This window comes from Lichenicoccus sp. (assembly GCF_965277665.1).
GTDB lineage: Bacteria > Pseudomonadota > Alphaproteobacteria > Acetobacterales > Acetobacteraceae > Lichenicoccus.
Genome location: NZ_OZ255835.1, coordinates 3,071,661 through 3,097,605 on the forward strand (window position 1 = coordinate 3,071,661; position 25,945 = coordinate 3,097,605).

Below are 25,945 nucleotides of genomic sequence, written 5' to 3' on the forward strand. Positions count from 1 at the left end.
TGCGATTGGCTTTGCCGCAGCCTACTAGAGCGGCGATGCCGGGACAGTCCGCAACAGTCCCTCCGGCCGGTGTCGCGCATAGAAAAAGACGCCGATGCTGGTAGCGACCAGGCAGGCACCGAGAAAGAACAGGCCGGCGCGGTCGCCTCCGGTCCAGCCCTTCAGCAGCCCCACGGCATACGGCGACAGGAAGCCCGCAAGATTGCCGACGGAATTCGTCACCGCCAGCCCCGCCGCCGCACCCGCCCCGCAGAGCACGCCGGACGGCATCGCGAGCAGCGGCGCAATCGAGGCATAGATCCCGGCACAGGCCACGCAGAGACAGGCCATCGACGCCACCGCGGAGACCGGCAGCGTCAGGCCGGCGCCGACCAGCGCCGCCGCGGCGACCGCGATGCTGATGCTCGCATGCTGCGCGATCTTCCCGGTCCGGGCGGCGCGCCGGCTCACGACGAAGGTCGCGACAGCGGCGACGGAATAGGGAACGAGCACCAGGAAACCGGTGCCGAGCGCGGTCATGCCGGACAGCGCGCGCACGATGGTGGGCAGCCAGACGCTCAGTCCATAGACACCGCAGATCAGCCCGAAGTTCAGCGCCGCATAGACCATGAAGCGCCGGTCCTTGATGCCTGCCATGAAGCCGTTATCCGCGGCGGCGGTCCGGCTACCGGCTTCGTCACGCAACCGGCCGGCCAGCCAGCGTCGTTCGTCGTCGGGAAGCCATGCGGCCGCCTCGGGCCGATCGGTCAGCAGGAAAGGTGCCAGCAACCCGAGCACCACCGCGGGGATGCCCTCGAGAATGAACAGCCACTGCCAGCCGTGCAGCCCGAGAATACCGTCCATCGACAGCAGAAGACCGGACACCGGTGCGCCGATCGCGTTCGCGATCGGCTGCGTCAGGACAAAGAAGCCGAGGGCGCGCGCCCGCTCGCGTTCCGGAAACCAGAGCGTGAAGAAATACAGGATGGCGGGAGAGAAGCCCGCCTCCGCGGCACCGAGCAGGAACCGGATCAGGTCGAAGGTCCACGCGCTCCTGACCAGGGCAAGCGCCGCCGCGCAGATCCCCCAGCTGACCAGGATCCGGGCCATCCAGCGTCGTGCCCCGAAGCGGTGCATGCCGGCATTGCTCGGCACCTCGAACAGAAAGTAGCCGATAAAGAAGATGCCGGCGCCGAACCCGAACGAGGCGGCGGTCAGGCCGACATCGTGCCGCAGCTCGGGCGCCGCGAACCCGACATTGTTGCGATCGAGATAGGCCACGAAATACAGCAGCATCACCACGGGGATCACTCGCAGACGCACACGGGCCAGACAGCGCTGCGCGATCGCGCTTTCATCCGCGTCGTTGATCGGGATCGTTTTCATGGACGCCGCTCCCTTCGCTTCCCGGATTGCCGGACCCCGCCTTCGGTTGATCGTTTGAGGCGGCCTTGCGACGGACGCTAGGCGCAGCGCTGTGCGCCAACAAACGACTTTACCGTGGGCGTATTTTAGGCCCCCTAAACAATGGACCGACGCGGAAGGCGGGGACACAGTCTTGCGGCATTGAAGGGCGACTTAGTGATGGGCCGCCTTTTCTAAATTGCTTTCGGCGCTCCCGGGACCACACTCCCGTCAACGCTCATCGGCCGGGTATGAACCCGGTGGCCATACGTCCCACGTTGGAGTTGCAAGATGAATCTCTCGACCCTGCTTCGCAGCCGCGCCGCGACCGGGCGGCCGGTGCGTGTCGGCCTCATTGGCGCCGGGAAGTTCGGATCGATGGTCCTCTCGCAGGCGCAGAAGATCGAGGGCTTGCACATGGTAGCGGTCGCCGACCTCGCGGTGGGACGCGTGCGGCAATCGATGGCGCGGGTCGGCTGGCCCGAGGAGCGCTATGGCGCCGCAAGTGCCGCCGACGCGGTGCGACGCGGCACGACGTTTGTTACCGACGACGTCTCCGCCCTGCTCGCCTGCGAGGAGATCGAATGCGTGATCGAGGCAACCGGCCATCCGATCGCCGGAACCAGGCATGCGCTGCAATGCATCGAGCACGACAAGCATGTCGTCATGGTCAATGTCGAGGCGGATGTCATGGTCGGCCCGATCCTCGCGGAAAAGGCGCGCGCCAGGGGACTGGTCTATTCCATGGCCTATGGCGACCAGCCCGCCTTGATCTGTGAACTGGTGGACTGGGTGCGCTCCTGCGGCTTCGAGCTCGTCGCCGCCGGCAAGGGCATGAACTTCGAGCCGCGCTATCGCTACTCGACCCCGGACACCGTGTGGGGGTATTTCGGCTGGACCGAGGAAGAGGTTGCGAAGGGCGACTTCAATCCGAAGATGTACAATTCCTTCACCGACGGGACGAAGGCGGCAATCGAGATGGCTGCCGTCGCCAATGGCACCGGCCTGGACTGTCCGGAGGATGGCCTGGCCTTCTATCCCGCAGGCCTGCACGACCTCGCGCGCGTCTTCCGCCCGGCCTCCGACGGCGGCCGCCTGGCGCGCTCCGGCCTGGTCGATATCGCCGCCAGCCAGGAACCCGACGGGCGCGAGGTGGTGAACAACATCCGATACGGGGTCTTTGTCACCTTCAAGGCGCATAACGAATACACCCGCGCCTGCTTCAAGCAGTACGGCCTCATGACGGACCCGTCCGGATGGTACGCGTCGATGTGGCGACCGTTCCACATCATCGGCCTCGAGACCTCGATCAGCGTCCTCTCCGCCGCACTCCGCGGCGAGGCGACGGGGTCGTCTCGGGAGTTCCGTGGCGACGCCGTCGCCACGGCCAAGCGCGACATGCAGCCAGGCGAGATCCTCGACGGCGAGGGCGGCTTCGCGGTCTGGGCTCGCGCGATCCCGGCCGCGCGCAGCCTGGCACTTCGGGCTTTGCCGATGGGCCTCGCGCAGAACGTCAAGCTGAAACGCCCGGTGCTCCGGGACCAGATCGTCAGCTACGACGACGTCGAGTTGTCGCATGATCTCGACGTGGTGGAGGTCCGGGCCGAGATGGAGCGCCGGTTCCGCGCCGGTGTCGAAGCCGCCGGCTGATCGTCATGGAACGGCCGGCCTGGCTGCGTTCACCGACGCGGCCGTGCCAGCCTGTCCACATAGACCGCCACGATGACCACGACACCGGACGCGACGAATTGCCAGAAGGATGGCACGTTCATCAGCGTCAACCCGTTCTGCAGGCCGCCAAGGGTCAGCGCCCCGATCAGTGAGCCCAGCGGATTGCCGACACCGCCGAACAGGCTCGCCCCGCCGATGACGGCAGCCCCGATCGCCTGCAGCTCGAACCCGGTGCCGCCGATCGGCTCGGCCGCTCCAATCCGCGCGATCAGCACGAAGCCCGCAAGAGCCGCCAGCAATCCCGACAAGGTATAGACCGAGATCTTCACGCGATCGATTTCGATACCGGACAGGCGTGCCGCTTCTTCGTTGCCCCCGACCGCCACGATCTGCTCGCCCAGCACCGTGAACCGCACCACGAAGAAGGCACCGGCCGCGATCAGGATGGCGAGGATGACGGGCGTGGGCAGGCCGAGCAGGTGCCCAGCGAAAGCATGGCGGAACGGTGCGGGAAGCCCGTAGATCGGCTGGCCGTTCGTATAGATCAGCGCAGCCCCGCGGTAGACGCTCAGAGTGCCGAGCGTCACGATGAAATCCGGCAGCCGCAGCTTGGCGATGAGAACGCCGTTCAGAAGGCCGCAGCCGAGTCCGGTGAGCAACCCGGCGCCGATCCCGAGCCAGACATTGTGGGAGGCAAGGTCGGAGGCGACCATGCTGGACAGGCCGACGACGGAGCCAACAGAGAGGTCGATCCCTCGCGTGATGATGACCAGCGTCATGCCGACGGCAATGATCGCGTTGATCGCCGACTGCAGCATGATGCCGACGAGGTTGGATGGCTGGTAGAAGCTGGCCGTCAGCGCCGAGAAGCAGGCGAACAGCGCCGCGCAGCCGATCAGGATGCTCGCCTGCCGCAGCCATCGCGGTCCCCGTTTCGGCTCGCCGGCGGTGCTCGGCACGGAGACCGCCGCCAGACCGATGGCCGGTCCCTGGTCGATGTTCATCACGGCGCTCCCATGGTGCGCAAGAGGATGTGCTCGTCGAGGTGCTCGTCGTTCGCGATGGTGCGTGTCACCTGGCCGCCTGCCACAACGCAGATCCGGTTCGAAAGCAGCAGCAGCTCCGGGATCTCGGACGACACGACAAGGACGGCGGCGCCATCCGCCGCCATCGCGCGAATCACCTGGTATATTTCCGCCTTCGCGCCGACATCGACGCCCCGCGTCGGCTCGTCGAACAGGACGATCCCCGCACCCGCCGCAAGCCACCGGGCGATGACGACCTTCTGCTGGTTGCCGCCGGAAAGATCAGCGACCGGTGTGGCGACGTCGGGCGGGCGGATTGCCAGCTCCGAGACATAGCGTTCGATCGCGGTGCGGCGCGCGCGCGACCGGATGATCCCGAAGCGGGAGAACCGGCCTGGCGTCGCCAGACCGAAATTCTGCGCGACCGACATCATCGGGACGATCGCCTGTCCGCGTCGGTCTTCCGGGATGAGAGCGATGCCCGCCTGCATCGCATCGACGGGCCTTGCAATCCTGACCCGCACCCCGTCGACCAGGATCTGGCCGCCGGTGCTGGGATCCATCCCGAATATCGCACGCAGGATCGCGGAACGTCCCGAACCGACCAGTCCGGCGAGACCGACGACCTCGCCACGGCGCACTGCAAGGTCGACCGCGTGCAGGCGGTCGGTGGAGAGCTGCCTGAGGGCGAGCCTCGGCACCGGCCCGGGCTCGATTGCGGCGATGCCGCAAGCCGTCGCCTGATACGGCGGCGGTCGCCCGGCCAGCGCGCGCGACAGCTCGCGGCCGGCGATCAGCTCGTTCAGGGCAGCATCGGTCGCGGCCGCCATCGCGTCGCTCGCGACGACATGTCCGTCCCGCATCACCGTGAAGCGGTCGGCGATGGCGCGCATCTCATCCATGCGGTGCGAGATGTAAACGATCGCCTTTCCGGACGCCGTCAGTTGCCGGATCACCCTGAACAAGGCATCGCGTTCCGTCGGCGTCAGGCTGGAGGTCGGCTCGTCGAACGCGATGATCCGGCCGCCACGCGCCAGGGTGCGGCTGATCTCGACGAGCTGCCGGTCGGCCATGCCAAGATCGCCGACGATGGCGTCCACCGCGACGTGCGGCGCCAGCCCGCCCAGGATCCCGGCGGCCTTCCGGCGGTCGTCCCGACGCGGCACCATGCGCAAGGCGTCGGTCTGTCCAAGGAACATGTTGCGGGCAACGTCGAGCTGCGGAACCAGGCTCAGCTCCTGGCTGACCAGACCGATGCCAAGCGATAGCGCGTGCCTGGGTCCGGCGATCGAGACGGCGCCGGCATCGGCCAGCTCGATCGTGCCGCTGTCGGGCTGAACGACGCCGAACAGAGTCTTCATCAATGTCGACTTTCCCGCCCCGTTCTCGCCGAGCAGCGCATGCACCTCACCGGGCCGGAGCGTCAGATCGACATCGGTGAGCACGCGGACATGACCGAACGCCTTGCTGATCGCCCGCATGCGGAGCAGTGCGGGTTCGGCCTGCTCGTCACCAGGACGGTGATCTAGCACGGTACCCACTCAACGGCTTGCGCCGAGGGACTCACTCATCGGCCTGCGCCGAGGCGCTCACTCACCGGCCTGAGCCGAGGCGTGCTGCGCCAGACTGACCTTGGTCAGCACGGCGTGCGGTGAGACCACCCATGGCGGGATTGCCTGACAGGCCAACAGGCGGAGCGCGATGTCGACGCCGAGCTTGCCCTCGACGAGGGGAAACTCGGCAACGGTGGCACTCATCTCGCCGCTCTTGATGGAACGCCTGGCTTCCCGGATTCCGTCGGTGCCGACGACCGCGACCTTTGTGGCAAGATCGGCATTGGCCATCGCCTCGTAGACGCCAAGCGCCATGCCATCATTGTTGGCGTAGATTCCGACAAGCTCGGGATGCTGCCGCACGATGTTGGCCGCCGCGTTCATGGAAGTCAGCCGGTCCCAGTTCCCGGGCTGACTCGCGACGAGGTGGAGGTTCGGATAGGCGCCAAGCCTGCTCGTGAAGCCTTGCATTCGCAATCGCGCGTTCGGCGATCCCGCGGCGCCCTCGATCTGTGCGAGGTTGCCGCCTTTGGGATCGATCTTGTGGAAGTAGTCAGCCGCATCGGCACCGATGCTGACCTGGTCGGTGCCGATATAGACGCTGGCGCCCTTCGTCCTGGCGTCGTCGATGATTACCGTCGGCACGTTCGCCTCGCGCGCGGCCTCGACCACGGGGGCAAGATTGCTGTCGCTTTCGGGCGAGAGCAGAAGCGCATCGGGCTTCTGCGACGCAACCGTCTGCGCCAGGTTCAGCTGTTCGATCATCGAGGCCTCGTCCTTGGCAGCCTGGATATCAAGCGTGATCCCGAACCGTGCGGCTTCCTGCTTCGCGCTGGCGGCCGCATCCTGCCAGAACTCGTTGATCAGCGTCTTGGTGACATAGGCGAAATGCAGCGGACGTGACGGCTTCGGAACCGCGCCGAAACGCGTGTTCAGGTCGTCCGAGCCGATCTGGTCCGGCGTTCCGGTGGGATAGGTCGAGCAACCGGGCGCAGCCCAGGCTCCGGTGGAGGCAAGCGCCACTCCGGTGGCCGCATAGACGATGAGCTTCACGGTGGAAAGTTTCCGCATCAATGCCTCCCCGGACGGGCGCCGTGTTGGACCACGGTTTCCTTGATCATTTGGCGCAGAGCAGCATCCAAGGCGACGTGTGTCGCCCGGTCCGCCTTTCAGCCCGTCGGATTAGACGCCGATTTCTGCCCGGCTCAATTTAGATGCCTTGCACGCCGGTTTAGGAGGTCTAAAGCTCTCATCCTCCCAGGGTGCAGAGGGTCCGCATGCCGCTGCCGTTGCGCGCAATTTCGGTGTTCCACGAGGTGGCGAAGGTCGGGAGCATCTCGCGGGCCGCGGAGACGCTCGGTGTCACGCCCTCCGCCGTGACCCAGCAGATCCAGTTGCTCGAGGGGCAGGTCGGCGTCTCGCTGACGGCCAAGGCCGGCCGCTACATCACCCTGACGGAGGCAGGCGAACGCTACTTCGCGTCCATCACCGACGGGATCGAGCAGATCGCCGAGGCGACGGAGCATCTGCGCGGCGCCAAGTCGATCATGGCGCTCCGGGTGCGGGCGACGCCTACTTTGTCGAACAAGTGGCTGCTGCCACGTCTTGCGTCATTCCTGGATCATTGCGCCGACATCGAGCTACGGCTTGACGGCACCAACGAACCCACGGACTTCGAACGCGAGGCGATCGACGTCGAGATCCGGCATGGCGATGGCCGCTGGCCCGGGCTGTTCGTCGAGGCCCTGGTCGAGGAGAATTTCCTGCCCGTGGCGGCGCCCGCGCTGGCGGCAGCCGCCAGTCTGGAGCCCGCCGAGCTGACGCGCCATCGTCTGATCCATTCCGTCAAGGCGCAGGCGCAATGGAGCCAGTGGTTTGCCCTGTCGGGCGTGGTCCCCGCCACGCGTTGGCGCAAGGTGATGTTCGACCGCAGCCACATGGCGATCGATGCCGCGGTCGGCGGCCTCGGCATCGCGCTCGAGAGCACGCTGATGACAGAGCGCGAACGCGCCGCAGGTCTGCTTGTCTGTCCGGTGCGCGCGCCGCCGGAGATCCGGATCGTGACGCAGTGGATCGTCTGCCCGCGCGACCATCTTCGGCACAAGAAGGTGAGGCTGTTTCTCGAATGGCTGCGTCAGGAGCGCGACCGATGGACGGCAAGCCAAGCGATTGTCGGCCCTGCCGCCGCCGACTGCGTCATCGACCCGCCGGGGCCGCGGCGGAAGCGGGAGCGTCCTCATGCACGGCCGCCGGCCCTGCAGGCGCCCAACGCCTCAGACGCAACGCGTTGAACACCACGCTCACGCTGCTCAGCGCCATGGCACCCCCTGCCACCGCCGGGCTGAGCAATCCCGCCATCGCCAGCGGGATCCCGACCAGGTTGTAGGCGAACGCCCAGAACAGCCCCTGCCGGATGCGGCTGGAGATCAGCCCGGCGATCTCGATGGTGTCGGCGACCAGGGCCGGGTCGGGCCGCATCAGCGTGATCCCCGCCGCCTCGATGGCGGCGTCGGTGCCCCGGCCCATCGCAATGCCGAGATCGGCCGCGGCCAGCGCCGGCGCATCGTTGAGACCGTCCCCGACCATCGCGACCGAGGGCCGGCCGGTGCCACGCAACTCCCGGTGCAGGGCGGCGACCGAAGCCGCCTTGCCCTCGGGCGAGATGCCGGCCAGCATCCGGTCGAGTCCGGCGGCTTCGGCCACGTGACGCGCGGCGCCTTCGCCGTCTCCGGTCAGCATCACCGACATGATACCCATGCCGCGCAGCCGGGCGATGGCGCGCGCGGCGCCCGGTCGGACCGTATCCGAGAAGCCGAGCAGCCCCAGGATCCGGCCACCGGCCGCCACACGCTCGCCGCCCCGCCGGCCGCTCCAGTCGATCGCCGCCCGCTCGGCGAGGAACGAGACCGTGCCGCCCTCGGCATCGATGCGCTCGGCGGCCTCGGCCAGCGCCCCCGTCGGCGCCAGGCCCTCGATCTCCATCATCCGCCGGCTGCCGAGCAGCAGCGAGCGTCCGCCGACCCGCGCGGTGACGCCACGGCCCGGAACCGCGACGAAGCGCTCCGCCGGCAGCGTCACGGAATGGCCGGACGAGGCCCGCACGGCCTCGGCCAGCGGATGCTCGCTGCCTGCCTGCATCGCGGCGGCCAACGACAACAGCTCGGCCGCCTTTTCATAATGCCCGCCGCCATCCGCCGGGATCACCCGGTCGAGCACCGGACGGCCTTCGGTCAGCGTGCCGGTCTTGTCGAAGGCGACGATGCCGACGCCCCGCGCCCGCTCGATCGACGCGGCATCGCGGATCAGGATGCCGGCCCGCGCCGCGGCGCCGATCCCGGCCACCAGGGCAGCCGGCGTGGCCAGGCCGAGCGCGCACGGGCAGGCGATCACCAGCACCGAGACCGCATCGAGCAGCGCCAGCGAGAAGCGGCCGGTCGCGACCCACCACCCGAGCAGGGTCAATGCCGCCAGCCCCAGCACGACCGGCACGAAGATGGCGCTGACCCGGTCGACCAGGCGCTGCACCGGCGCGCGCGACGCCTGCGCGGTCTCGATCAGCCGCACGATCCCGGCGAGGCGTGTCTCGGCGCCGACCGCGCCGGCGAGGATGACCAGCCGGCCATCCACCGCGAGGCTGCCAGCGACCACTGTGTCGCCGGGGACCTTGGCAACCGCCCGGCTCTCCCCGGTCAGCACTTGCTCGTCGACACTGCTCTCGCCCTCGCGGACCGTTCCGTCCACGGCGATCCGGCCGCCGGGACGCGCCACCAGCAGGTCGCCGACGCGCACATCGCCGAGCGGAACTTCCTGTTCGAGGCCGGCCGCGTCGAGCCGGAGGGCCAGGTCTGGCCGCAGGGCGGCGAGCGCCCGCACGGAGTTGGCCGCGCGTCGCCGCGCCCCCCGCTCCAGCCATTTGCCGAACAGGATGAAGGTGATGATCAGCGCCGAGCTCTCGAAATACAGCGCCGGCGAGCCGCGCAGCAGCGAGACCGTGCTCAAACCCCAGGCCGCACTCGAGCCGAGTGCCACCAGCAGGTCCATGTTCCCGCTCGCATGGCGGACCGCGGACGCTCCGGCCCGGTAGAAGCGCCAGCCGAGCCAGAACTGCACCGGGGTCGCCAGCAGGAACTGCAGCCAGCCGGGCAGCATCATCTGTGCCGCCAGGCTGTCTTGTGGCAGCTCGGCCTGGTGCAGCAGCATGAAGCCGGCATGCAGCAGCATCGAGGCCAGCAGCGGCGCCGACAGCAGGCAGGCCAGCACCAGGTGCAGGCGCTCGCGCCGGTCCAGCGCCGCGGTCTCGCCGGCCGCGCCGTCCGGCTCGGGCGGCAGCACGCGGGCGCCGTAGCCGGCACGCTGCACGGCGTCCCGCAGCCGGGCCGCCAACGCCGCATCATCCTCGCCGCGGCCGGCACTGACCGACACGCGCGCCTGCTCGGTGGCGAGATTGACTGATGCCGACAGCACGCCGTCGCCCTGGCTCAGGGCGCGCTCGACGCGCCCGGCGCAGGAGGCGCAGGTCATGCCATCGATTGCCAGATCCACGACCCGTGCGCGGGCCCGTCCAATCCCGTCCTGCGCTCCGTCAGGCGGGGCAGGTATCCCCATGCCGTCCATTCGCACCTCTCCCTGGAGCATGATCTGTCGGATCATGCCCTCCTTGTCGTCTGCCAGAGCCGCTTCGGTTCAGGCCTCCTATATAGGGGGTCTCGGGCACGACAGCCGAGCATGATCGGTCGGATCATGCTCCAACGGAGAATACTGCGCCATGGACACCAGCGAGCCACGCATCGAAGTGCACGGCATGACCTGCGCGCACTGCGTCCGCGCCGTAACGGCCGCGGCCAGCGCGGTTCCGGGCGTGGCGCGCCCGCAGGTCGACCTGGCGACCGGCATCCTGAGCTGGCAGGGCGAGGCGCATCGGTCCGCGATCAGGGCCGCGGTGGCGCAGGCGGGTTATGTCGCCGGTGAGTAGTCTTGAATTATTACTTAAAAAATAGTCACAGGACCATCAACACGATTTGAACTGCACGATCCGGTCCATCAAAATTCCAAGCGGAATGGGCAGGGAATGCTTGAAGTCGCTGGTGGGTTCTTTATCTTCATCATCGGGATGGCCTGGTTCAACCGGCCAGCCGCAACGCCAGAGACAGGGTCAACCCTGCTGCGGACGGAGACGATGAAGACGAGCCTGCCTAGAACCACCGCGGCGCAGCGCGCGCTGTCTGCTTTCCACAGCAGCCAGGCCATCATCGAGCGCCTGTCGTCGGACCTGCTGTTCCTGGAGAACTGGGAGAGCAACCCACCGCCCGGCACCGCCGCCGCGCTGCGGATCGGCCAGATCCGCCGCGCCAACCCACGCCTCGCCGCCGAGATCCGGCAAGAGCTGCTGTGCGAGTGCCGCCCCAGGCGGACCAGCTAGTGGTCCGATCCTGACGCTCACTACCCGAGCGGCAGGTGAATCGGCCCGCCAAATCAAAGGCTAGTGGTAAAACCTGACGACTCTTCCGTCAGATTATTACCACTAGGCCCGGTCGGCCGCGCGCACGGCACCCAGGAAGGCTGCGATCCGGGCGGGGTCCTTGCGCCCCGGCTCGAACTCGACCCCGGACGAGACATCGACCGCTGGCGCCCTGGTGACGCGCATGGCCTGCGAGACATTGCCGGGATCGAGGCCGCCCGCCAGCATCCACGGACCTGGCGCCTGCCAGTCCGCCAGCAACTGCCAGTCCAGCCGCGTGGCGTTGCCGCCGGGCCGGTCGCCGCCCGCGGGCGGCCGGCTCTCGAGCAGCATCCGGTCGGCCAGCGCCGCGACCGGGAGATCGGCGGCATCGCCGACGCCGCAGGCGAGCCAGACCGGCACGCCGAATCGCGCCCGGATCACGGCCGCGCGCTCGGCGGTGTCGTAGATCTGCAGGGCGTCCAGCCGCACCCGGTCCAGGCAGGCCCGGATGGCATCATCGTCGGCGCGCACGAACAGGCCGACCCGGCCCGGGCCGCCGGCATAGCGGGCCGACAGGGCAGCGGCGCGCGCCGGATCGACCGCTCTCGGCGATTTCGCAAAAAAGACGAAGCCCAGCCAGTCGGCGCCATGCTCCACCGCCGCGTCGCAGCCGGCTTCGTCGCTCAGGCCGCAGATCTTGACCTGCGTCATCCGGAGCGGGACCTACGCGAGCTCGGCCGCGATGGCAGCCGCAGCGGCGCCGGGATCGCCGGCCCGGGTGATCGGGCGCCCGACGACGATCCAGTCGGCACCCGCTTGTGCCGCCTCCCCCGGAGTCATCACCCGCTTCTGGTCGCCGGACGCCGAGCCCTCCGGCCGCACCCCCGGCGCCACCAGCACCGGCGCATCGCCCAGAGCGTCCCGCAACATCGCCACCTCGTGCGGCGAGCAGACCAGCCCGTCGGCGCCGGCCTGCATGGCCAGCCGGCCGAGCCGCATCACCTGCTGTCGCGGACCGCCGGCGATCCCGGTCTGGTGCAAGGCGTCCGCGTCCAGGCTGGTCAGCACCGTCACCGCCAGCAGCAGCGGGCGTTCGGGCATGGCGTCGCACGCCTCGCGTGCGGCAGTGATCATCGCCGGGCCGCCGGCGGCATGGATGGTGAGCATCGCGGCCCGCGCCGGCGCCAGGCTGCGCAGCGCGCCGGCCACGGTGTTCGGGATGTCGTGCAGCTTCAGGTCGAGGAACAGCCTGGCCGATCCGGCAAGGCGCCGCACCTCGGCAAGCCCCTGGGCATAGGTGAATTCGAGCCCGAGCTTGATCGCGCCGGCGTAGGGCGCCACCGCCGCCGCCCAGCGCTGCGCCTCACCCAGGTCGGCGGTATCGAGTGCTGCGATCAGCCGGGTACGGCGATCCTGCGGCATGCCCGGTCAGAACGCCGAAGGCGGCTGCGTCGCCGGCAGGTAGGTGGTGGTGGCGGTGGCGGGCACCCCCTGCTGCGCGAGGCTGTGCTGCGCCGCCGACTGCGCCAGCTGCTGGCGGAGATCGGTGACCTGCGCCTCGAGGGAGCGGATGGTGCTCTCGGCCCGCCGCGCCCGCCGCCGCTGCCGCAACTCGGCGAACCACACCGCCAGGCCGCCGATCAGGAAGAACACCAGCGCCACGACGATCACCACCATCGCCAGGGTGGACTGCCCGCTATAGACGTAGGGCAGGTCCAGCGTGACCACCTGCTGGTTCTTGAACGCGAACACGACCAGGGCAATCAGGAACGGCAGCGTGATGATCAGGCGCAACATGTCTGGCTCCAGGGGCGCGACGGATCGTGCCCCGCCTCTCGTATGATAGAGCAGCCTCATCGACCGGATGCTGCTCTAGCTCGCTGACGCCTCCGCATCAAGAACACGGCAGCGCAAGGTCGCGGCAGCCGGGGCGGCGGTTCCCCGACAGTCCCGGCGCTTGCGGGTGCCACGCCTCTCATGGTTTCGTCGATCCCCAAGCTGGAGGACGCATGAGCGAGATCGTCACGCTCGATCAGGTGCGGAATGCACGCCGGGACGACCGGATCTGGGCGGTCATCGCAACCTCTGGCCGTGCCGCGCGCATCGCCGAGATCTACCCGACCCGCGACGCGGCACTCGCCGACCAGGCCTGGCGCGAGCAGCAGGTTCGCGCCTACGCGCAGTTCCTGCGCCTGTCGCGCCAGCCGGTCCCGTCGTACAGCGTGGCGCCGATCCGGCGTGCCGACCTGCCGCGCAGCTGGCGGCCATTGCCGGCGCTCGGCTTTCTGCGCGGACGCCTGAACTGATCGCCAGTGCGGCTTTCGTTTTGGGATCGGTCCAACTAACGGTCTTGTCATAAACCTCGCGAGAACTTTACCGCCGGCGTGGTGGACGTGCTAATCCGGTGCCGCAGGCCCGGAACATCATGGCGGTTGGCTCGTGAACGAAGCACGCATCGAGATGCTCCCGGTCAACACCACAGGGGACCTGTGCGACTTCGAGCCGGCTGCACGCAGTCCGGTCTGGTCGAGGTTCGACGCGGCCTGGTATCTCGGCGAGTATCCCGCGGCACCCGAGCAGATGCGCGCCGCCGGCCTTGCCGACCTCGAGACATTCTACCGCCAGTACGGCGGCCGCCTCGGGCACTCGCCGAACATGTTCTTCGACGAGGGCTACTATCTTGACACCAACCCGGATGTGGCCGCCCTCGTCGTGCGCGGCGCCATCGCATCGGGATTCTCGCATTATTGCGCCGAAGGCTTCCGCGACCGGTCACCGCACTGGCTGTTCTCGGAGAGCTTCTATCTCAGCAGCAATGCCGATATCAGCCGCGGCGTCCTGGACCGGCACGGCCTGCTGAACGGCTACGACCATTATCTCAGCCTCGGCGACCAGGAATTCCGCAGCGGCCACTGGCTGTTCGATGCGACGCTCTACCGGTACAACAAGCCGGACGAGGATCGCTCTCCCGTCACCGCGGGCGGCTCGTTCATGCAGTTCCTGACCGGCGGCTGCATCGCCGGCTCGTTCGGCCGCATCTCGTGGTATTTCGATCCGGCCTGGTACATGGCCACGCATCCGGACGTCGCAGCCGCGATCGCCGGCGGCGGCTACCGATGCGCGCTGCACCACTACCTGACTAACACGCGGCCGCAGGATTACCAGCCGCTGCAATGGTTCTCCGAAGCCTACTACGCCGCGACCTATCCGGATGTGCAGAGCGCGGTGGAGAGCGGCCGCTTCCGCAACACCTACGAGCATTTCCTCAAGCACGGCGCCGAGGAGCGCCGGCGGCCGCACGCCGACATCGACCTGCTGCACTATTACTGCAGCGGACGCGTGCAGGCGGATCTCGAAGGCGGCGCCTTCAGGGATGCGTTTGCGCACTGGCTGTCGCGCATGGCGTCCGGCACGCTCGGCCGCATCGCGGAACCGATTGCCGAGCTGCAGTGCAAGCAGCTGTTCGCCCGCTCCGCGGAGGCGATGCTGCCGCAACTCGCCCGCGACGGCCTCGATTTTCGCCTAGCCGCAAGCGTGGCGCCGGCACTCAGCGTCATCGTCGTGCTGCACAACCAGTTCGCCCTCACCATGATGGCGATGGCCTCGCTGCGGGCGAACTTCCCCGGCGCCATCGAGCTGATCCTGGTGGATTCCGGCTCGTCGGATGAGACGCGCCATGTCGAGCGCCACATCACCGGCGCCAAGCTGATCCGCTTTCCGTACAATGCCGGCTTCGTGGAGAGCTGCAACGCAGCACTCGGCGAGGTCACAGCACCGGCGCTGCTCTACCTCAACAACGACCTGCTGCTCGGCATCAACGCCTGCCAGCGCGCCATCGACCGGCTATTCTCCGAGCCCTCGATCGCCGCCGTCGGCGCCAAATGCATACGCACCAACGGCCAGTTGCAGGAAGCCGGCTCCATCATCTGGCGTGACGGCACCACGTACGGCTACTTGCGCGATGCCGATCCGAACACCCCGGAAGCCAACTTCCTGCGTGATGTGGATTTCTGCTCCGGCGCATTCCTGATGTTCCGCACTGGATTGGTCAAGCAGCTCGGCGGCTTCGACGACGACTACCGGCCGGCCTACTACGAGGAGGCGGACCTGTGCGTGCGGCTGCGCAAGGCGGGCTACCGCATCCTCTACGACCCGTCGGTGGTGATCCAGCATTTCGAATACGGCTCCGCCGATGCCGCCGCATCGAGCCGTCTGATGCTGCGCAACCACAAGATCTTCCTGTCCAAGCACATGGACTGGCTGCGCTACCAGCACCCGCCACGCCTGCGCAACGCCGTGCACGCGCGCTCGCCGCGTCCGCGCGTCTTGCCGCGCGGCGCCGGCGAGATCGAGGCCGGCGCCCTGAGCCTGCGCATCCTGTTCATCGAGGACCGCATCCCGCTGCGCAACCTCGGCGCGGGCTACGTGCGCTCCAACGACATCATCCACAGCATGGCGGCCCTCGGCCACCAGGTCAGCGTGTTCCCGATCTACAAGGCGACCGCCAGCCCGATCGAGATCTACCGGGATATGCCGGAGACCGCGGAGATCCTGTACGAGCGCGGCATGGAGGCGCTGCCCGGCTTCATCGAGGAGCGCGCCGGCTACTTCGACATCGTCTGGATCGGCCGCACCCACAACCTGGAACGGCTGCTGCCGATTCTGGGCGACGCCTCCTCGTTCCTGCCGGCGCATGGCTTCGTACTCGACACCGAAGCCATCGCAGCCCCGCGCACCGTCGAGCAGAACCGGGTGCTCGGCCTGCCGCAGCCCGACACGCTGGACCAGGCGCTGCAGCGGGAACTGGCCTGCGCCTATTTCTGCCAGAAGATCATCGCGGTGAACGAGGCCGACGCGGCCCTGGTCCGGCGTGCCGGGCACAGCAACGTCTCCGTGCTCGGCCATCTCAAGCTGCCGACGCCGACGCGCTCGACCTGGAGCCAACGCAACGGACTGCTCTTCCTGGGCGCCATCCACGATGCGAACTCGCCCAACCATGACAGTCTCGAATGGTTCATCGAGCAGGTGCTACCGCTGCTCGATCACCGGCTGCCGCCCGGCGTCCGCTTCACCGTCGCGGGCTTCGTGCGGCGGGGGATCGACCTCTCCGCCCTGGGCCGGCATCCGCGTGTCGACCTGATCGGCAGCGTCGACGACCTCGAGGCGCTATACGACCACCATCGCGTGTTCATCGCCCCCACGCGCTTCGCCGGCGGCATCCCGTTCAAGGTGCACGAGGCCGCCGCCTTCGGCCTGCCGGTCGTAGCCACCGGCCTACTCTGCGGCCAGGTCGGCTGGACCGACCAGGCCGAGATCATGAACGGCGGCACCGACGATCCGGCCCGCTTCGCCGACGGGGTGCTGCGGCTGTACGACGACCCGGAGACCTGGAACACGGTGCGCCGTGGTGCGTTGCGCCGCCTGGTGCACGAGAACAGCCAGGCGCTCTACCTCGACAGCCTGCGCGACATCCTGCACGATATGCGGCCATACGGCGGATCGCCGGGACGGCAATAGAATATCGGGTTTTTTCATGAGTGCAGGCGACCCAGAAGGCGCAAGAGACAGGACGCTGGCTCAAATCGACGCCAACCTGGAGCCCAGCCTCGCGCGCCTGTTCGACCTGCTGCGCATCCCCAGCATCTCCACCCAGCCGGACCATGCCGGCGACTGCAGGCGCGCCGCCGGATGGCTGTCGGACCTGCTGGGCGGCATGGGCTTCGACGCCTCGGTGCGCGAGACGCCCGGCCACCCGATCGTGGTGGCGCACGACCGGTCGGCGCGGCACGGCCCGCATGTCCTGTTCTACGGCCACTATGACGTGCAGCCGATCGATCCGCTGTCCCTCTGGGACACCGCGCCATTCGAGCCCGTGGTCCGCAACGGCGCCATCATCGCCAGGGGGGCCTCGGACGACAAGGGCCAGGTGATGACCTTCCTGGAAGCCTGCCGCGCGCTGCGCGAAGCGGAAGGCGAGCTGCCGGTCCTGGTCTCGATCATCCTCGAGGGCGAGGAGGAGAGCGGCGGCGAGAACCTGCTGCCGTTCCTCAAGGCCAATGCGGACGAATTGCGAGCCGACGTCGCGCTGATCTGCGACACCGGCATGGTCGGGCACGAGATCCCGGCGATCACCACCATGCTGCGCGGCCTGGTCGGCGAGGAGATCGTGATCTCGGCCGCCGACCGCGACCTGCATTCCGGCATCTTCGGCAATGCCGCACGCAATCCGATCCATGTCCTGGCCGACATCATCGCCGGGCTGCGCGACGAGGCCGGCCGGGTCACCCTGCCCGGCTTCTATGACGGCGTGACCGACGTGCCCGAAGCGGTGCGCGCCGCCTGGAACCGCATCGGCCTGACCGACGAGGCCGCCCTCGGCCCGGTGGGCCTGTCGATCCCGGCCGGCGAGCGCGGCTACAGCGCACTCGAGCAGACCTGGGCGCGGCCGTCCTGCGAGGTGAACGGCATCTCCGGCGGCTACCAGGAGCCCGGCTTCAAGACCGTGCTGCCGGCCAAGGCCTCGGCCAAGATCTCGTTCAGGCTGGTCGCCGGCCAGGAGCCCGAGCGCATCCGAGCCGCCTTCCGTGACTACGTGCGAAGCCGCATCCCTGGCGACTGCGCGGTCGAATTCCGCCCGCACGGCGGCTCGCCGGCCTGCGCGGTGCCGTTCGACGGCGCCCCGCTTGCCGCCACGCTGCGCGCCCTCGGGGAGGAGTGGGGGCGCCCTGCCGTCACCATCGGCTCCGGGGGCTCGATCCCGGTGGTCGGCGAACTCCAGCAGGCGCTCGGCATGAACGCCCTGCTGGTGGGCTTTGCCCGCGACGATGACCGCATCCACTCGCCGAACGAGAAATACGACGTCGACAGCTTCCACCGCGGCATCCGCTCCTGGGCCCGCATCCTGCACGCGCTGGCAGCGATCTGACGGACCGGCGCCGGACCGCGGTTGCCGAGGGAACTCCCGCATGACCATCACGCGACGTCACCTGCTCGGAGCCACCGGTGCGCTGCTTGGTGCCCCGGGCGCCGTGGCATCCGCCGCAGCGTCCGGTGGCGGCGCCCCCGCCCTCGACGTGCGGCACTATGGCGCGGCAGGCAACGGGCAGGCGATCGACAGCCCCGCGATCAACCGCGCCATCGATGAAGCAGCCTCCCGTGGCGGTGGCACTGTGCGGTTGCCGGCCGGGACCTACCTGTGCTTTTCGATCCGTCTTGCGAGCGGCGTCAGCCTGCTGCTGGAGACCGGCGCCACGATCAAGGCCGCCAGCGTGCCGCGCCACGGCACGACGCAAGGCGGCTACGACGCGGCCGAGAGCAACGCGCCCTGGGAGGCCTACCAGGATTTCGGTCACAACCACTGGCACAACAGCCTGATCTGGGGCGAGAACCTGCACGATGTGGCAATCCTCGGCGCCGGCCTGATCGACGGGTCCGCCCTGAGCCGGACCTACGACTGGGACACCGGACTGCCGCTCGTGCACGCACCGGGCGTCGCCAACAAGACGATTGCCCTGAAGCACTGCCACAACGTCACGCTGCGGGATTTCGCCATCCTGCGCGGCGGCCATTTCGGCATCCTGGCAACCGGCGTCGACAACCTGGTGATCGACGCACTCCGCATCGACACCAACCGCGACGGCATGGACATCGATTGCTGCCGCAACGTCGCGATCTCGAACTGCATCGTGAACTCACCCGAGGATGACGGGATCTGTCTCAAGAGCTCGTACGCGCTCGGCGCCGCGCGCATGACCGAGAACGTATCGATCACCGGCTGCCACGTGACCGGCGGTTACCTGGTCGGCACATTGCTCGATGGCACGTTCCAGCGCTTCGACCGGATCAATGCCGGCGAGCGCGCCTATACCGGGCGCATCAAGGCGGGCACCGAAAGCAACGGCGGCTACCGCAACATCACCGTCTCGGGCTGCACCTTCGAGACATGCCGCGGCTTTGCGCTGGAAACCGTCGATGGCGGCGTCTGCGAGGACGTGACCTTCTCGGGCAACACGATGCGCGACATCCGCAACGCGCCGCCACTCTATTTGCGTCTCGGCGCGCGCATGCGAGGCCCTGCGGGAGTGCCTGTCGGCCGCATGCGTCGTATCCTGATCAGCGATCTCGTTTGCCAGGCAAGCAGCCCGATGCCATCGATCCTGGCCGGCATCCCGGGCCACGCGATCGAGGACGTGCGGATCGACAACGTGCTGATCCAGGCGCCCGGCGGGGGCACCGCCGGCATGGCGGCGGTGCAGGTGCCGGAAGACATCAAGGGCTATCCCGAACCGCGCCGGATGGGCACGCTGCCGGCTTCGGGATTCTTCATGCGCCATGTGCGCAAGCTGGAGATGAGCAACATCGAGATCGCGTTCGATGCACCCGACGCACGGCCGGTGTTCGCAATGGATGACGTGGCCGGCGCCGACATTTTCCGGCTGTTCGCGACCGGACGCGGCCAGGCGTCGGCCTTTTCGCTGTCGGGCGTGAGCGCATTCTCGGTATCCGGCAGCCCCGGCATCCCGGACCGGTCGGTCGCCCAGACCGAGAACCGGACGAGCTTCTAGAGCATCATGACGTTGGCTGGAATCGCTCCGTGCTGACACGACCCGGAGTAGCGCGATGACGAACAGACGATCGGTTCTGGCCGTAATGATGGTGCTGGGAGGTTCGCATTGTGCAGCGGCGATGGCACAGGACGTCTCCGGTTCGAAGGCCGCGCCCGCGATGCCGTCGAAGGCGCATCAGCCGGCCTCCGACGCCGCAAGCGGTTCGGGACAGGGTGTCGGCGGCGACATCCCCGCCCATTTCAGGCCGGTCCTGAGCGAATACGATTATGACAAGCGTAACGTGATGATCCCGATGCGTGACGGCGTGCGGCTGCATGCGGTCATCATCGTGCCCCACAGCGTCAAGCACGGGCCGATCATGCTCGACCGGACGCCGTATAGCGCAGACAAGCTCACGGGTAACGTCGAGACGCCGAGTGTCGCCGAGGCAATGCGCTACGCGTTTCGCGATCTCGTCCGCGACGGCTACATTGTTGTGGTCGAGGACGTACGCGGCAAGTACAAGTCGAACGGCGACTACGTGATGAACCGGCCGCTGGTGGGTCCTCTCAATGATACCAAGGTCGATCACAGCACCGATGCCTACGACACGATCGGCTGGCTGGTGAAGCACGTTCCTGAGTCGAACGGTCGCGTCGGCACCATCGGCACCAGCTACGATGGCTTCACGACGCTGATGAGCCTGATCAACCCGAACCCGGCGCTCAGGGCGGCGGTTCCGATCAACCCGATGGTCGACACCTGGATCGGGGACGACTGGTTTCATCACGGCGCATTTCGCGAGGAGATGATGGACTACATCTATGCTCAGACCGCGTCGAAGGATTCGAGTTTGAAATGGTGGGCGGCCGGACATGATGACTTTCCCCTTTATCTCAAGCACGTTTCAGCCGGCGCATTCGGGAATGCGATGGGGCTGAGGCAGCTGCCGTTCTGGCAGCGCCTGACAAGCCATCCCGCCTATGACGGGTTCTGGCAGGGACAAGCGGTGGACAAGCTGCTGGCACGCGCGAAGCTCACCGTGCCGACGCTATTCGTGCAAGGCCAATGGGACCAGGAGGATATCTACGGCGCAATCGCCGCCTTTGCGGCGACCGCGGCCAAGGGCGACGCGTCCGACCGGTTCCTGGTGATGGGACCTTGGTTCCATGGGCAGGCGAACACGAAGGGCAACGCGCTCGGACCATTCGACTGGGGCGGTGACACCGGCGCCTGGTTCCGAAAGCATGTGATGCTGCCTTTCCTCGACGCGCGGCTCAAGGATGGAGCGGCGCCCGCGCACATTGCACCGGTCACCGCCTTCCAGACCGGCTCCGATACCTGGCGCACCTATGCCAATTGGCCGCAGGCCTGTGCGGCGTGCGCCGACACGGGACGCGCGCTCTATCTCCAGGCCGACTTCGGGTTATCGTTCCTGCGGCCGGGAGTGGGAACGACCGCGTATGACGAGTACGTGTCGGATCCGGCCAAGCCGGTGCCTTATCGGCTGCGGCCGATCCGGCCGACCTATGCAGACGATTCGACCTGGCACACGTGGCTCGTCGACGACCAGCGCTTCGCGGACGGCCGGCCGGACGTCCTGAGCTACAGTACGGCGCCCTTGAAGGCGCCGGTCACAATCACCGGGGCGCCGGTCGCGCACCTGATGGCGTCGACGACGGGCACGGACGCGGACTGGGTGGTCAAGCTGATCGACGTCTATCCCGACAGCGTGCCGGACCAGCCGGAGCTCGGCGGATACGAGCTCGGCGTCAGCATGGACATCCTGCGCGGCCGCTATCGCGACGATCCGGCCCACCCGAGCGCGATCCCGCCGGGCAAGGTCGTGGCCTATACGCTGGCACTGCCGAACGTGAACCACGTCTTCCTGCCCGGCCACCGGATCATGGTGCAGGTCCAATCGAGCTGGTTTCCGCTCTACGACCGGAACCCGCAGAGCTACGTGCCGAACATCTTCTTCGCCAAGCCGGGCGATTACATCAAGGCGACCGACCGGGTGTTCCATGCGCCGGATGCGGCGAGCTACATACAGTTACCGGTCGTAGCGGGCGATGACGGGACAGTGGTGGCGGGACCGTAACGGCGCCTGCTCCAGCGTTCGGCATGACATCCCGGCGGCAGGCCTGCGCATGATCGTCAACCCCGGTCAGCGCAGGATGCCGGCATCCACCTGATCGATCGCATCGAGCCCGAGCAGGGCAAGATCCGTGTCGATCTCCTTGGCCAGCAGCCTGATCGCATGCTCGACGCCGGCCTCGCCGGCCAGCGCGGCGGCGAACAGGAACGGCCGGCCGATCAGGATGCAGTGCGCGCCGAGGGCGAGCGCCTTCAACACGTCGGTGCCGCGCCGGAAGCCGCTATCGGCGAATACCGTCATCGCGCCGCTCTCGCCGCGGATTTCGGGCAGCACGTCCATCGGCGACACCGCGCCGTCGAGTTGCCGACCGCCATGGTTCGAGACCACGATCCCGTCGACGCCGCTTTCGCGCGCGATCCGCGCATCCTCCTTCGACAGGATCCCCTTGAGCACGAACCGGCCGGGCCAGTGGCGGCGGATCAGCTCGGCCTGTTCCCACGCAAAGGCGGCATGTCCGGTGACGCCGCCGAGCGAGCGGGAGAAGATCGTCGGGCGCGCCACCGGATCGATGTTGCTGATGGCCGGCACGCCGCGCCGCATGACCGTGCGCAGACCGGTCCCCGCCAGCCAGCGCGGATGGCGCAGCCCGTCGAGTGCCAGGCGCGGCGTCGGACGGAGCGGCATCGTGTAGCCGTTTCGTATGTTGTTCTCGCGGTTCGATCCGACCGGCACGTCCACCGTCAGCATGAACACGTCGTATCCCGCTAACGCCACGCGATCGCACATGGTGCGTATGTTGTCGGCGTCCGCCTTCTGGTACGCCGCGAACCAGGCATGCGGGTTTGTCTGGGCAAGTTCTTCCAGCGGCGTGATCGAATTGGCGCTCAGGATGAACGGGATGTTCGCGTCCCGCGCCGCGCGCGCCATGCGGTTGTCGGCGTCATATCCCACCACCGCGGATGCGCCCATCGGGGCGATCGCGAAGGGTGCTGCATAGGCGCGGCCGAACAGTGTCGTGGACGTGCTCCGCTGTGAGACATTGCGCAGGATCCGGGTTATGAACCGCCACCGGTCGAAGACCGCGCGGTTGTGGCGCTGCGAACCACCGGACTCGGCCCCTCCGGCGACATAGCCGAATACGGCCCGTGGTAGCCGGTACTCCACCATGCGCTCGAAGTCGTCGAGGTTCAGCGCGTGCCGGAGCAGATGCCGATGACGGCGCGGCCGGTTGCCGGAAGCATAGTCGGAGCGATGGGTCGCAGGATTGCCGGTGGCGGCATGGATAGGCATGGCTTGATCCTCAGGCGTCGGTCGGCTCGCGTTCGATGATCGGCACCTTGCCGTCCCGCCCGGCCACTGCATAGTTCATCTGCCCGAGACGTTGCAGGCCGCGCTGGCGCGCCGCCCAGCCGGTTTTCGCGCCGGCGCCCGTGCTCGAAGGCGCGGCTACGACCGATCTCGAACTGCTCTTTTCAAAGTCGAATGGAGCCCGATCGATCGGATCAGGCTCTATAGAGCAGCATGATGTTAGTTGGAATCGCTTCGCGATGCCAACTAACTCATAAAGCTGCTCTATTTCACTCTCAAGCGGAGCATGATGCATGCATCATGCTCTGGGAGACCGTCTGAGAATGCGCTACGCCGAGCGAGAGTGCCGCGTAGCGGCACGCCCGGCATGTCTTTCGAGAACCGGAGCGGAGCGGCCGCCCAATGCTTGACAGTGGGGCCGTGAGCACCGGAAGCGGAGAAAGGCGCGTCGGCCGAGAAAGCGGGGGATCGCCGGCGTAGTAGCATTGTCGGACGGTCTCCTAGCCCCGGAACTCGTCCCGCAGCGCCCGGTACAGGGACCTGAACCGTGCCAACCCGAGCTCGTAGCGCGCATGCCGACCCATGTCCGGCATCGTCCGGTCGAGCAGAGGCGGCTTGCCGCAGACCGCCTCCGGGGCCTCGCCGGTCACCGCAAGCCGCGCCAGCCGCGCGGCGCCGTACGCCGGTCCGGTCTCGCCGCCCGCGTAGCGGATCACCGGCACGCCGATGACATCGGCGATGATGCGGGTCCAGTACGCACTGCGCGCGCCGCCGCCGACGATGGCCGCGTGCCCGACCGTGGTTCCGGCGCGGGCCAGGCAGGCGAGGGCGTCCGCCAGGCTGTAGGCGACGCCTTCGAGCACCGCCCGCACGATCTCGGCGCGCGAGGCGGCCGGGGTCAGGCCGAACAGCACGCCGCGCGCATGCGGGTCGTTGTGCGGGCAGCGCTCCCCGGTCAGGTACGGCAGGAACAGCAGGCGCCCGGGACCCCCGGGCGTCTTCTCGGACTGGGCTTGGGCCTCGGCCAGCAGCGTCCCGGGATCGTCCTGGCCGAACAGCCGCGTCGCCCAGGCCAGCGCGCTGGCGCCGTTCAGCACCGCTCCGGCCTGGCACCAGCGCCCGGGCAAGGCGTGCGGGAAGCTCTGCACGCCGAACTCGACCGCGTGCCGGTAGCGATCGGTGGTCACGAACACCTGCGCCGAGGTGCCGAGCGAGATGGTGGCGTCGCCGTCGGCGATCGCGCCGATGCCGATGGCCCCGGTCGCGGAATCGCCACCGCCCCCAGCAACGACGACCCGATCCGTCGCGATGCCCCACTCGGCCGCGACCGACGGGGCCAGCAGGGCGGCAGCCTGGTCGCCCTCCACCACGTCCGGCAGGACCAGGCGGGTGACGCCGCAGACGGCAAGGATCGGCTCCGACCAGTCGCGCCCGGCGACATCCAGCATCGCGGTGCCCCCGGCGTCGCAGGCATCGGTCTGGTAGCGCCCGGTCATGCACCACCGGACATAGTCCTTCGGCAACAGCATGTGTCGCGCGCGCCCGAGCACCTCCGGCTCGTGGCGCGTCAGCCAGAGCAGCTTGGCCGGCCAGAAGCTGGTCGAGTGCGGGGCGCCCGCGATGGCGGCGAGCGCCGGATGCACCGAGGCCAGATACGCGGCCGCCTCGCTCGCGCGGGAATCGTTCCACAGGATCGCTGGGCGCAGCACGCTGTCCTGCGCATCCAGCAGCACCAGGCCGTGCATCTGTCCCGAGAGGCCGACACCCCGCACCCGCGCCATCGCCTCGGGCGCCGCCTGGCGCAGTGCTGCGACCACCCCGCAGACCGCCTGCCACCAATCCTGCGGCGCCTGCTCCGACCAGTCCGGATGCGGCCGTGCGGTAGCGAGCGGCAGCGAAGCGGTCGCCAGCACCGCCTGGTCCATGTCCGTCAGCAGCGCCTTGACCGCGGACGTGCCGAGATCGATGCCCAGGAACACCGCGCCGGGGGCGACCATGTCGGGATCAGTCGAGGGAGGTGGGCCGACGCCGCGCCGCCTCGTGCGCTGCCTTCAGATGCGCCTCGGTGAACTGCTTGGCATGGCTCGCGAGGTCACGCCCGTCGTCCCAGAGGTTGCGCCAGATGCCGAGGATGCCTTCCAGCGGCTGTCCGACCACCGCCGACGAGAACGACTCGAAGGTGATCGGGCCGGCATAACCCGACGCCACCAGCGCCCGGAAGATCCTGCCGAACTCGATCGAGCCCGAGCCGAGATAGCCGCGATTGGAGTCGCCGGTGTGGAAGTAGCCGAGATAGTCGCCGGTCTGGGTGATCGCGGCCGCGACGTCGGCTTCCTCGATATTCATGTGGTAGCAGTCGAGATGCACCCTGACATTCGGCTCGCCGACCCGCTTGCAGAAAGCGACGCCCTGGGCTGCCGTGTTGAGGATATTGGTCTCGTAGCGGTTCACCACTTCCATGCCGAGCGTGATGTTGCTCGCCGCCGCCTGCCTTGCCACACGCCGGATGACGTCGATCGAATTCTCGATGCCCTTGGGCGTCGGCGGCACCGCATATTTCTGGAACGCCGAATACAGGATGCCGCACAGATGCGTGGCCCCGAGATCGCGCGCCACCGCAATGGTGTCGGCCAGCTGCCGCTCGCCGCGCCTGATGCGGTCGGGGTCCTCGCTGGAGATGTCCATCGACGCATCGAGGCCGAACGACATGGTGATGCCGAGGTGGCTCCGCTCCAGCTCGCGCCGGGTCTCCGCCACGTCGACGCTGGTGAAATCCATCACCGACGCCTCGATCAGGTCGAAGCCGAGTTCCGCGGTCTGGCCGATGGCGTAGGCCGCATCCTGGCGGTTCCAGCCGGCGGTCCAGACGAAGGCGTGCACGCCTAGCTTGTTCATGGTGGTCGCGTCCCCCTCTGGCGGGC

Annotated in this window: 21 protein-coding genes; 9 read left to right on the forward strand and 12 right to left on the reverse strand. The window is 68.2% G+C overall.

Annotation, left to right across the window (positions count from 1 at the left end; all coding sequences use genetic code 11):
- Nucleotides 1–24: 24 nt before the first annotated feature.
- Complete coding sequence (locus tag ACQY4O_RS14330; protein WP_428377026.1) at nucleotides 25–1,365, reverse strand: MFS transporter; 1,341 nt, start codon at nucleotides 1,363–1,365, stop codon at nucleotides 25–27.
- Between the two features lie 309 nt (nucleotides 1,366–1,674).
- Here ACQY4O_RS14330 and ACQY4O_RS14335 point away from each other — a divergent pair, with 309 nt between their 5' ends.
- Nucleotides 1,675–3,033, forward strand: coding sequence for an NAD(P)H-dependent oxidoreductase (locus ACQY4O_RS14335; protein ID WP_428377027.1), 1,359 nt, complete (start codon nucleotides 1,675–1,677; stop codon nucleotides 3,031–3,033).
- Between the two features lie 29 nt (nucleotides 3,034–3,062).
- On the opposite strand, the gene ACQY4O_RS14340 is transcribed toward ACQY4O_RS14335, so the two are convergent.
- The 3 genes from ACQY4O_RS14340 to ACQY4O_RS14350 form a co-directional block, all read right to left on the reverse strand.
- On the reverse strand, nucleotides 3,063–4,058 hold the full coding sequence (locus ACQY4O_RS14340; protein WP_428377028.1) for an ABC transporter permease: 996 nt from the start codon (nucleotides 4,056–4,058) through the stop codon (nucleotides 3,063–3,065).
- Nucleotides 4,058–5,560, reverse strand: coding sequence for a sugar ABC transporter ATP-binding protein (locus tag ACQY4O_RS14345; RefSeq protein ID WP_428377029.1), 1,503 nt, complete (start codon nucleotides 5,558–5,560; stop codon nucleotides 4,058–4,060). Before ACQY4O_RS14345 ends, ACQY4O_RS14340 begins: the two co-directional genes overlap by 1 nt.
- A 108-nt stretch (nucleotides 5,561–5,668) precedes the next feature.
- Nucleotides 5,669–6,685 (reverse strand): substrate-binding domain-containing protein, encoded by a 1,017-nt coding sequence (locus tag ACQY4O_RS14350; RefSeq protein ID WP_428377030.1) that lies wholly within the window; start codon nucleotides 6,683–6,685, stop codon nucleotides 5,669–5,671.
- A gap of 224 nt (nucleotides 6,686–6,909) precedes the next feature.
- Between ACQY4O_RS14350 and ACQY4O_RS14355 the strand changes: the two genes are divergently transcribed.
- Nucleotides 6,910–7,923, forward strand: a complete 1,014-nt coding sequence (locus ACQY4O_RS14355; RefSeq protein ID WP_428377031.1) for a LysR substrate-binding domain-containing protein — start codon at nucleotides 6,910–6,912, stop codon at nucleotides 7,921–7,923.
- Here ACQY4O_RS14355 and ACQY4O_RS14360 read toward each other — a convergent pair.
- Nucleotides 7,829–10,282, reverse strand: coding sequence for a heavy metal translocating P-type ATPase (locus tag ACQY4O_RS14360; RefSeq protein ID WP_428377032.1), 2,454 nt, complete (start codon nucleotides 10,280–10,282; stop codon nucleotides 7,829–7,831). The genes ACQY4O_RS14355 and ACQY4O_RS14360 overlap by 95 nt on opposite strands.
- A 115-nt stretch (nucleotides 10,283–10,397) precedes the next feature.
- Between ACQY4O_RS14360 and ACQY4O_RS14365 the strand changes: the two genes are divergently transcribed.
- On the forward strand, nucleotides 10,398–10,604 hold the full coding sequence (locus ACQY4O_RS14365; protein ID WP_428377033.1) for a heavy-metal-associated domain-containing protein: 207 nt from the start codon (nucleotides 10,398–10,400) through the stop codon (nucleotides 10,602–10,604).
- 204 nt (nucleotides 10,605–10,808) lie between these two features.
- Nucleotides 10,809–11,051 carry a hypothetical protein gene (locus tag ACQY4O_RS14370; RefSeq protein WP_428377034.1) on the forward strand — a complete coding sequence of 81 codons (243 nt, stop codon included), beginning with the start codon at nucleotides 10,809–10,811 and terminating at the stop codon, nucleotides 11,049–11,051.
- 102 nt (nucleotides 11,052–11,153) lie between these two features.
- Here ACQY4O_RS14370 and ACQY4O_RS14375 read toward each other — a convergent pair whose 3' ends face one another.
- Genes ACQY4O_RS14375 through ACQY4O_RS14385 form a run of 3 tightly spaced genes read right to left on the reverse strand, consistent with a single transcriptional unit; the run spans nucleotide 11,154 to nucleotide 12,869 of the window.
- On the reverse strand, nucleotides 11,154–11,783 hold the full coding sequence (locus ACQY4O_RS14375; RefSeq protein WP_428377035.1) for a phosphoribosylanthranilate isomerase: 630 nt from the start codon (nucleotides 11,781–11,783) through the stop codon (nucleotides 11,154–11,156).
- A gap of 12 nt (nucleotides 11,784–11,795) precedes the next feature.
- The gene (gene pyrF / locus ACQY4O_RS14380) at nucleotides 11,796–12,494 is read right to left on the reverse strand and encodes an orotidine-5'-phosphate decarboxylase (protein ID WP_428377036.1); all 699 of its coding nucleotides are present in this window, start codon (nucleotides 12,492–12,494) and stop codon (nucleotides 11,796–11,798) included.
- 6 nt (nucleotides 12,495–12,500) lie between these two features.
- Nucleotides 12,501–12,869 carry a lipopolysaccharide assembly protein LapA domain-containing protein gene (locus ACQY4O_RS14385; RefSeq protein WP_428377037.1) on the reverse strand — a complete coding sequence of 123 codons (369 nt, stop codon included), beginning with the start codon at nucleotides 12,867–12,869 and terminating at the stop codon, nucleotides 12,501–12,503.
- A gap of 212 nt (nucleotides 12,870–13,081) precedes the next feature.
- Between ACQY4O_RS14385 and ACQY4O_RS14390 the strand changes: the two genes are divergently transcribed.
- From ACQY4O_RS14390 to ACQY4O_RS14410, 5 genes are all read left to right on the forward strand, one after another.
- Entirely contained in the window at nucleotides 13,082–13,378 is a 297-nt protein-coding gene (locus tag ACQY4O_RS14390) for a hypothetical protein (protein ID WP_428377038.1), read from the forward strand.
- Between the two features lie 133 nt (nucleotides 13,379–13,511).
- Entirely contained in the window at nucleotides 13,512–16,589 is a 3,078-nt protein-coding gene (locus ACQY4O_RS14395) for a glycosyltransferase (RefSeq protein ID WP_428377039.1), read from the forward strand.
- Nucleotides 16,590–16,605: 16 nt separating this feature from the next.
- Nucleotides 16,606–17,997: a dipeptidase gene (locus ACQY4O_RS14400; protein ID WP_428377040.1), complete on the forward strand. Its 1,392-nt coding sequence runs from the start codon at nucleotides 16,606–16,608 to the stop codon at nucleotides 17,995–17,997.
- Between the two features lie 40 nt (nucleotides 17,998–18,037).
- Entirely contained in the window at nucleotides 18,038–19,636 is a 1,599-nt protein-coding gene (locus ACQY4O_RS14405; RefSeq protein WP_428377041.1) for a rhamnogalacturonidase, read from the forward strand.
- A gap of 121 nt (nucleotides 19,637–19,757) precedes the next feature.
- Entirely contained in the window at nucleotides 19,758–21,719 is a 1,962-nt protein-coding gene (locus ACQY4O_RS14410; protein WP_428377042.1) for a CocE/NonD family hydrolase, read from the forward strand.
- A 66-nt stretch (nucleotides 21,720–21,785) separates the two neighbouring features.
- On the opposite strand, the gene ACQY4O_RS14415 is transcribed toward ACQY4O_RS14410, so the two are convergent.
- From ACQY4O_RS14415 to ACQY4O_RS14430, 4 genes are all read right to left on the reverse strand, one after another.
- On the reverse strand, nucleotides 21,786–23,006 hold the full coding sequence (locus ACQY4O_RS14415; protein WP_428377043.1) for an alpha-hydroxy acid oxidase: 1,221 nt from the start codon (nucleotides 23,004–23,006) through the stop codon (nucleotides 21,786–21,788).
- 10 nt (nucleotides 23,007–23,016) lie between these two features.
- Nucleotides 23,017–23,319, reverse strand: a complete 303-nt coding sequence (locus tag ACQY4O_RS14420) for a hypothetical protein (RefSeq protein WP_428377044.1) — start codon at nucleotides 23,317–23,319, stop codon at nucleotides 23,017–23,019.
- Between the two features lie 205 nt (nucleotides 23,320–23,524).
- The gene (xylB, locus tag ACQY4O_RS14425; protein WP_428377045.1) at nucleotides 23,525–25,021 is read right to left on the reverse strand and encodes a xylulokinase; all 1,497 of its coding nucleotides are present in this window, start codon (nucleotides 25,019–25,021) and stop codon (nucleotides 23,525–23,527) included.
- Nucleotides 25,022–25,028: 7 nt separating this feature from the next.
- Entirely contained in the window at nucleotides 25,029–25,919 is an 891-nt protein-coding gene (locus tag ACQY4O_RS14430; protein WP_428377046.1) for a sugar phosphate isomerase/epimerase family protein, read from the reverse strand.
- Nucleotides 25,920–25,945: the final 26 nt, after the last annotated feature.

Bases quoted from the DNA above. Each gene is read 5' to 3' on its own strand.
- ACQY4O_RS14330 (WP_428377026.1), bottom strand. From the start codon at position 1,365: ATGAAAACGATCCCGATCAACGACGCGGATGAAAGCGCGATCGCGCAG.
- ACQY4O_RS14335 (WP_428377027.1), top strand. From the start codon at position 1,675: ATGAATCTCTCGACCCTGCTTCGCAGCCGCGCCGCGACCGGGCGGCCG.
- ACQY4O_RS14340 (WP_428377028.1), bottom strand. From the start codon at position 4,058: ATGAACATCGACCAGGGACCGGCCATCGGTCTGGCGGCGGTCTCCGTG.
- ACQY4O_RS14345 (WP_428377029.1), bottom strand. From the start codon at position 5,560: ATGCGGGCGATCAGCAAGGCGTTCGGTCATGTCCGCGTGCTCACCGAT.
- ACQY4O_RS14355 (WP_428377031.1), top strand. From the start codon at position 6,910: ATGCCGCTGCCGTTGCGCGCAATTTCGGTGTTCCACGAGGTGGCGAAG.
- ACQY4O_RS14360 (WP_428377032.1), bottom strand. From the start codon at position 10,282: ATGATCCGACAGATCATGCTCCAGGGAGAGGTGCGAATGGACGGCATG.
- ACQY4O_RS14365 (WP_428377033.1), top strand. From the start codon at position 10,398: ATGGACACCAGCGAGCCACGCATCGAAGTGCACGGCATGACCTGCGCG.
- ACQY4O_RS14370 (WP_428377034.1), top strand. From the start codon at position 10,809: ATGAAGACGAGCCTGCCTAGAACCACCGCGGCGCAGCGCGCGCTGTCT.
- ACQY4O_RS14375 (WP_428377035.1), bottom strand. From the start codon at position 11,783: ATGACGCAGGTCAAGATCTGCGGCCTGAGCGACGAAGCCGGCTGCGAC.
- pyrF (WP_428377036.1), bottom strand. From the start codon at position 12,494: ATGCCGCAGGATCGCCGTACCCGGCTGATCGCAGCACTCGATACCGCC.
- ACQY4O_RS14385 (WP_428377037.1), bottom strand. From the start codon at position 12,869: ATGTTGCGCCTGATCATCACGCTGCCGTTCCTGATTGCCCTGGTCGTG.
- ACQY4O_RS14390 (WP_428377038.1), top strand. From the start codon at position 13,082: ATGAGCGAGATCGTCACGCTCGATCAGGTGCGGAATGCACGCCGGGAC.
- ACQY4O_RS14400 (WP_428377040.1), top strand. From the start codon at position 16,606: ATGAGTGCAGGCGACCCAGAAGGCGCAAGAGACAGGACGCTGGCTCAA.
- ACQY4O_RS14405 (WP_428377041.1), top strand. From the start codon at position 18,038: ATGACCATCACGCGACGTCACCTGCTCGGAGCCACCGGTGCGCTGCTT.
- ACQY4O_RS14410 (WP_428377042.1), top strand. From the start codon at position 19,758: ATGGCACAGGACGTCTCCGGTTCGAAGGCCGCGCCCGCGATGCCGTCG.
- ACQY4O_RS14415 (WP_428377043.1), bottom strand. From the start codon at position 23,006: ATGCCTATCCATGCCGCCACCGGCAATCCTGCGACCCATCGCTCCGAC.
- ACQY4O_RS14420 (WP_428377044.1), bottom strand. From the start codon at position 23,319: ATGCATCATGCTCCGCTTGAGAGTGAAATAGAGCAGCTTTATGAGTTA.
- xylB (WP_428377045.1), bottom strand. From the start codon at position 25,021: ATGGTCGCCCCCGGCGCGGTGTTCCTGGGCATCGATCTCGGCACGTCC.
- ACQY4O_RS14430 (WP_428377046.1), bottom strand. From the start codon at position 25,919: ATGAACAAGCTAGGCGTGCACGCCTTCGTCTGGACCGCCGGCTGGAAC.